This is a genomic window from Rubrivirga sp., from assembly GCF_049648075.1.
GTDB lineage: Bacteria > Bacteroidota > Rhodothermia > Rhodothermales > Rubricoccaceae > Rubrivirga.
Genome location: NZ_JBARYR010000388.1, coordinates 1 through 6,832, shown reverse-complemented (window position 1 = coordinate 6,832; position 6,832 = coordinate 1). Strand labels below are relative to the sequence as shown.

The following is a 6,832-nucleotide window of genomic DNA, read 5'->3' as shown; positions in this document are numbered from 1 at the left end:
CCGCGACAGGTACGGTTGTACTTATTGGAACGTGCCCTCGAGGCCGATACTCCCTCTCCCCGCGTGCTGGCTCGATGGACCGTCGACGACTCCTCTCGCTTCCCGCTGACCCGGAAGCCTTTTTGCTTCCGCCAGAGCCACCGCCTTACGCTGGAGGCTTGACGCCCTACCAGGCGACCTCGTCCCAACCATGGGGCGTGGCGCGCGCAGCTCATCTGTGGCGCCGCGCAGGCTTCGGCCTCGACGCCGAACAGGTCGAGCGACTCACTGTTGAAGGCGCCCAGGCCGGTGTGCGCCGCCTCGTCCGTAACGCCATCGAGGCGGGCGAGCCCCCGCGACCGAGTTGGGCGGACCTTTCACGCCCCCCCCGGTCTGCCAGCGCCGCGCAGCGCCGCGAGTACGAGGAGGCGAACCGTCTCGGCCAGAGGGAGGCCCGTGAACACCTCGTTTTGGAAGCGCTCGGCGCTCGCCATCCTGGCTCCCCTCTCCGCGAGCGGCTCGCCCTCTTGTGGCACTCCGTCATCCCGGTCGACGGGTCCGCGACAGGCGGACGATCCCACCGTGTCCACGAGTATTGGTCGGTTCTGAGACGGAACGCGCTAGGTCGATACGACGCGATCGTGCGGGAGGTCGGGCTGACCCAGGCGATGCTCGTCTACCTCAACGGCAACCAGAACCGGTCCGGCCAGCCCAACGAGAACTACGCCCGCGAGCTGTTGGAGCTGTTCACGATGGGGATCACTGATCTGTCCGGAGCTCCCAACTACACGCAGCAGGACATCACAGAGCTCTCCCGCGCGCTCACAGGCTGGACCGTCTCGGGGACCCTCCTCGAGGCCGAGTTTGTCGACCGACGGTTCGACGATAGCGACAAGACCGTCTTCGGCGTATCAGGGCCACTCGACTACGACGGCGCCATCGACGTGATCTTCAGCGCTCGGCGGCGGCCCATCGCTGAGTACGTCGCGTCACGGCTTTACCGCGAGTTCGTCCACGACACGCCGAACACCCAGGTCGTCGCGGAGCTCGCAGACGTCCTCGAGGGCGCCGACTTCGTCGTCATGGACGCGGTGGTCGCGCTCTTGTCGAGCGCTCACTTTTTCTCGGACGGCGTCATGGGCTCGAAGATCAAAGGAGCCCTCGAACATTCCGTTGGGATCGTGGCGACGCTAGCCCCCTCCGACCCCTTGCCCCACGCCCAGCGAACGATCCGAAACGGCGGGGAAGCGGGCCAGTCCCCCTTCAACCCCCCCGACGTCTCCGGCTGGGACACCGGCCGGCGCTGGCTCGATACCAGCACGTTGCCGGCGCGCTGGCTCAACTCCGACGACCTCATCGGCCGCAGCACGCTCGCGCAGGACTTCGTGAGGAGCCTGCCCGACCCGTTCGACCCGTACGCCGTCGTCGCGGACTCCGCCCAGATCCTGGTCGCCGTTCCCATCTCGGACGCCGACGGCGGACAGGCGCTCGAGATCCTACTGGCCGGCATCCCGGACTACGAGTGGGACCCGACCGCCGCCACCGCACCGGGGCGCATCCGCTCGATGCTCCGCTTTCTCGCCCGCCTCCCCGAGTTCCAACTCGTCTAGCCATGTGCGACCACCACGGACACCGCCGGGCCGCCGCCCTCGAGGACGGACACGCTCACGACCAAGACCACCACGCTTGGACGCGGCGGGACTTTTTGCTCCGCACCGGCCTCGGCACCGCGGCGGCCGTCACGATCGGGGCGACGAAGGCCTATGCCCTCGACGGCGGGAGCTTGTTTGGCCGCCTCTCCTCGCTCGACACCGACCGCGTGTTGGTGCTGATCCAACTCTCAGGCGGCAACGACGGCCTCAACACGATCGTACCGGTCCGCAACGACCTGTACTACAACGCCAGGCCCACTCTCGCGTTGCGAGCCAGCGACACGATCTCACTGACCGAGGACGTCGGGATGCACAGCAGGCTGGCGCCGCTCGAGTCGGTGTGGCAGAGTGGCGACATGGCCATCGTCCACGGCGTCGGCTACGACGACTCGAGCCTGAGCCACTTCGCAGCCACCGATACCTGGTCGACCTCGAGGGCGAGCCCAGACCGCGACACCGGTGGCTGGGTTGGCGGCGCACTCCGGACCTCGTTCCCGACCTATGAGGATGCGTTGCCGGAGCACCCGCCGGCCGTCCAGATCGGAGCGTACAACCCGCTGCTGTTCCAAGACGGCGAGAGCGACCTCAGCATGAGGCTGGCCAACACGTCCCTCTTGGAGCAGATCGTCGCGGGAGGAGGCTTGTACGACGAGGACGACGTCCCGGCCACGCCGTCTGGCGCCGAACTCGGGTTCGTCCGAGCCCTGTCGAACGCGTCGAACCTGTACCTGGGAGCCGTGCAAGAGGCCGGCGGACAAGGCGAGAACGCTGCTGACTACCCGGACTCGAGGCTCGCCGAGCACCTGGCGGCCGTCGCCAGACTCATCAAGGGCGGTCTCGACTCGCGCGTCTACCTCGTGTCCCTAGGCGGCTTCGACACGCACGCCAACCAACTCGACCGCCACGAGGCACTGATGGACACGCTGGGCGGCGCCGTCGCAGCGTTTCAGTCCGACCTCGACGCGTCGGGCGACGCGGAACGCGTGCTCACCATGACGTTTTCGGAGTTCGGCCGGCGCGTTCAGGAAAACGGCTCATCCGGGACCGATCACGGGACGGCCGCGCCTCTGTTCGCCTTTGGAAAAGGCGTCGAGGGCGGGTTCTTTGGGGACGTACCAGATCTCGCGACGCTCGACGGCACCGGCAACATCAGTCACTCGACCGACTTCCGATCCGTCTACGCCGCCGCGCTCGGGTCGTGGCTCGGCCTCGAGGACGAGCCTCTGCGATCGATTCTGGGTGGTACCTACGACCCGGTCGGGTTTGTGTCCCCACGCCGCGGGGTCGCGTCCGAGAGCGGGCCGGACCGAGGCCCCACACTCAGCCCGCCGTCGCCGAACCCGCTGCGACACACGGCGACGGTCGCGTTCTCCCTCGCAGAGCCCGGCCCAGCACGGATCGACCTTTTCGACATCCGAGGCCGCCGGATCGCACGACTCGCAGACGGCACATTCAGCGCCGGGTCTCACCTAGCCGTTCTCGAGGCCGGCCGCTTGCCGTCTGGCTCGTACGTCTTGCGCCTCGAGGCCGGGGGACAGCAGCGGTCCGTCCAGGCCGTCATCGTCCGCTAGCCTCTTTTTAGCCTCGAGGACGAACCGTGCTCACGATGTAACTTTTCGCTCGTCGCCCGCGTGACGATCACAACACCCGATGCAGTGACCGACTGAGGCTAGGTCGCGCACCCATCCGGTGGAACCCGACGAACAGGCCTTTCCTCTTATGGCTCCGAACATTCCTCCACGATCTCTCGTCGAGCCCGTCGCGACGCCCGACCAGTGGACCCGCCCGGAACCGACGACGGAGCCCTTCGAGACCGCGCCTGGCGAGTACGCCCCGGCCGGCATTACGATTCGCCGAGGGGTCGCCCCCTCGAGGCCTGGTCAGAAGCTGGAAACCGAGAGTCCGCAGCGTCGCTCTCTTCAGACCCAGACCGGCCTCGAGGCCTATGTGCCAGGTCCCGACGCACCCTGGACGACGGAGAGAGCGATCCACCTTCTATCGAGGACGGGCTACGGCGTCCACGCCGACGCCATCGCGGCCGCCCTCGAGGCCGGGCCGAGCGCGTCCGTGAACGCCCTCGTCGACGCGGTCGCGAGCATGCCAGCTCCACCGCAGCCGGCGTGGTACCGGGAGTCGTTTCCACCGTGGCGCTCTGCCGAGTACGAGGTGTTCTCCGATGCTCAGGAGGGGCGGCTGCGGGAGTATCAATGGGGCGTCTACCGGGCCTGTCTCGGCGGCGACAGCTCTGACCCACTAGAGCGAACGGCCACCGCCTTCCGCGAGCGGCTCGCGCTCATGTGGAGCAACCACTTCGTTACCGAGCACGAGGCCTACTACTTCTCGCCGTTCCTGGCTCGTTATTGGGGACTGATGCGGCGGCACGCGCTCGGTGATTTTCGCTCCTTCGTTCACGACGTCGGCATCGACCCGGCGATGTTGATCTATCTCAATGGGTGGGAGAATCAGGCCGGCTCCCCGAACGAGAACTATGCCCGCGAGCTGTTGGAGCTGTTCACGATGGGCATCACCGACCGGGACGGGGCGCAGAACTACAGCCAGCGCGATGTCGAGGAGCTGTCGCGAGCACTCACCGGTTGGTCTATCGAGTTCCAGGGTGACCTCGAGGGCGTCTTCTACGACGACTGGCACGATGGCGGCACCAAGACCATCTTAGGGCAGACGGGACCTTGGAGTTACGAGGACATCATCCCGATCCTGTTCGAGGCGCGGAGCCCGCAGATCGCTCGCTTCGTGTGCCGGATGATCTATCGCGAGTTCGTCTACGACGTCCCCGACGAGGGTGTCGTGGGCGAGATGGCGACCCTGTTTGAGAAGAGCGACTTCCAGATCGATCCGGTCATTCGGGCACTCTTGGGCAGCGCTCACTTTTTCGATGCCGCGGTCATCCGCTCGCGGATCAAGAGCCCGGCGGAACGTTCGTTCGGACTGTGGAGCACGCTCTCCATCCCTGCCGTCCGTAGCGAGCAGGGGTGGATGTGGTACCAGATGTACCTCGCCAATCAGATCCTCTTCGAGCCGTGGAACGTCGCCGGATGGCCCGGAGGACGTACCTGGGTGGACACCTCATCCCTCCCGATCCGCTGGTTCGTCGACGGCATCACACTGTGGAAGGCTCGGGAGTACCAGACGCTTCAACCCTTCGCGCTCGAGGCCGGCGCCTACGAGCCGAGAGCGTTCGTCCGGCACGCAGCGACGCTACTGCTCGGCCGCGAGCCCGACGAGCAAGCGGTCGAGACGTATACCGGCGTGCTGCTCGACACGATTCCGGAGTACGAGTGGGACCCGACCGCAACGGGTGCCGACATCCGCATCCGCGCGCTCCTCGAGCACCTGACGCGCCTCCCTGAATTCCAGCTCGGCTGACCCATGTGCAACCACGACCCCAGTCCCGAAAGGGCGATATCTCTCGGCCACGGCGCTGAGCACGACGTCGATCATGCGACTTGGACGCGCCGCGACTTTATGTCCGGGCTCGGCCTGGGCGTCGCCGGGGCCGCACTATGGGGAGGCGCGACACCCGCGCGAGCGTTTACGGGAAGCTCCCTCCTCTCGGCCCTGCGATCCTCTGAGACCGACCGCGTCCTCGTCCTCGTCCAACTCGCCGGCGGCAACGACGGACTCAACACCATTGTACCCGTCCGAAACGACGTGTACTACAACTCACGACCTCGACTAGCTCTCCGGGCACCAGACACGTTCTCGTTGACTGACGACCTCGGAATGAACCGGGCGATGGCCAGCCTCGAGTCGGCCTGGGGAGATGGCGACGTGGCCGTCGTTCAGTCCGTGGGCTACGACGACCACAGCTTGTCGCACTTCCGCTCGACCGACATTTGGTTTTCGGCGTCGGACTCCGACGAGACGCTGGACACGGGGTGGATGGGACGGCTGATGCCGAGCCTGTACCCGTCGTTCATCGAGGAGCCTCCGAGCGCGCCGCCTGCGATCCAGATCGGAGTATCAGCCCCCCTCCTATTTCAAGGGCCGGACGCAGGCTACGCGATGTCGGTGTTCGACGTCGACATGTTCCTGGACCTTGTCGATAGCCAGTCGCCATATGACGTGTCGGCTGTCCCTGACACGGTTGCCGGGGACGAGTTGAGCTACCTCCGCACGGTCGCCAACGACGCGTTCCGGTACCGAGACGCCATCGGGGACGCCGCCGAGACCACCACCAACGGAGCCACGTATCCCGATACCGGCTTCGGAAACACGATGGGCGCGGTCGCCCGGCTCATCAAAGGACGCCTCGACACGCGCGTGTTCTTGGTCTCGCTGGGCGGCTTCGATACCCACGCAGACCAGTCTGACCAGCACTCGTACCTGCTCACGCAGCTCTCCGACACGCTCCGCTCGTTCTACGACGACCTCGGCCTGACGGGGGACGCCGAGCGGGTTCTGACCCTCACGTTCTCAGAGTTCGGCCGCCGCATCGAAGAGAACGGGTCGGCGGGAACGGATCACGGAGCGTCCGCGCCTCTGTTTCTGGTCGGCCCCGCCGTCGAGGGCGGCCTGTACGGCGAGGCCCCCGACCTCGAGGCGCCCGACGACGCCGGCAACCTGCGCCACCACACCGACTTCCGGTCGGTCTACGCGACCGTCCTAGAGCGCTGGCTCGACCTCGAGGCCGCCGATGTCGAAGCCGCTCTGGGCCGCGCGTTTCCGCTGCTGGACGTGTTACCAGGCCGCTCGTCCGTCTCGACCGGCTCCGAATCGTCCTCGAGGACGGCGCTCCATCCGCCAGTCCCGAACCCGATGCAGACCCGAGGCCGGATCGCGTTCGACCTCGAGTCCGCCGGCCGCGTCCGACTCGCGATGTACGACGTCCAAGGCCGGCAGGTCGCCGTCCTCGAGGACGGCACGCGGCCGGCCGGCCAGCACGTCGTCGACCTCGAGGCGGGCTCGCTTCCGGCGGGCTCGTACATCGTCCGCTTGGAGGCCGGAGGCCAGTCGAGGACCGTGCAGGCGACGGTCATCCGGTAGCCGACCTCGAGGACGCGAGTGTCCGTAGGGGCACACCGCTGGTGGGCCCGCGGTCGACCTCGAGAGCGGTGCGACCTGGACCGCCGGGACGCTCACGCAGGCCGACGCTTTGCGTAGCGCAGTCCTGACCTTGCCGGTGATGAGTTGGCTGAACGTGACCACGCCGCGCCCCAGGCTGAGCCATCCCGCCAGCGCCA

4 protein-coding genes are annotated in these 6,832 nt (G+C 67.0%); all 4 read left to right on the top strand.

The features are described from left to right. Nucleotides 1-197: 197 nt before the first annotated feature. The 4 genes from WBA11_RS11175 to WBA11_RS11160 all read left to right on the top strand — a co-directional run bounded on the left by WBA11_RS11175 (nucleotide 198) and on the right by WBA11_RS11160 (nucleotide 6,635). Nucleotides 198-1,589: a DUF1800 domain-containing protein gene (locus tag WBA11_RS11175; RefSeq protein WP_424520767.1), complete on the top strand. Its 1,392-nt coding sequence runs from the start codon at nucleotides 198-200 to the stop codon at nucleotides 1,587-1,589. A 2-nt stretch (nucleotides 1,590-1,591) separates the two neighbouring features. Next, nucleotides 1,592-3,202, top strand: a complete 1,611-nt coding sequence (locus WBA11_RS11170; protein ID WP_424520766.1) for a DUF1501 domain-containing protein — start codon at nucleotides 1,592-1,594, stop codon at nucleotides 3,200-3,202. A gap of 148 nt (nucleotides 3,203-3,350) precedes the next feature. After that, nucleotides 3,351-5,015, top strand: coding sequence for a DUF1800 domain-containing protein (locus WBA11_RS11165; RefSeq protein WP_424520765.1), 1,665 nt, complete (start codon nucleotides 3,351-3,353; stop codon nucleotides 5,013-5,015). 99 nt (nucleotides 5,016-5,114) lie between these two features. Next, nucleotides 5,115-6,635: a DUF1501 domain-containing protein gene (locus WBA11_RS11160; protein ID WP_424520764.1), complete on the top strand. Its 1,521-nt coding sequence runs from the start codon at nucleotides 5,115-5,117 to the stop codon at nucleotides 6,633-6,635. Nucleotides 6,636-6,832: the final 197 nt, after the last annotated feature.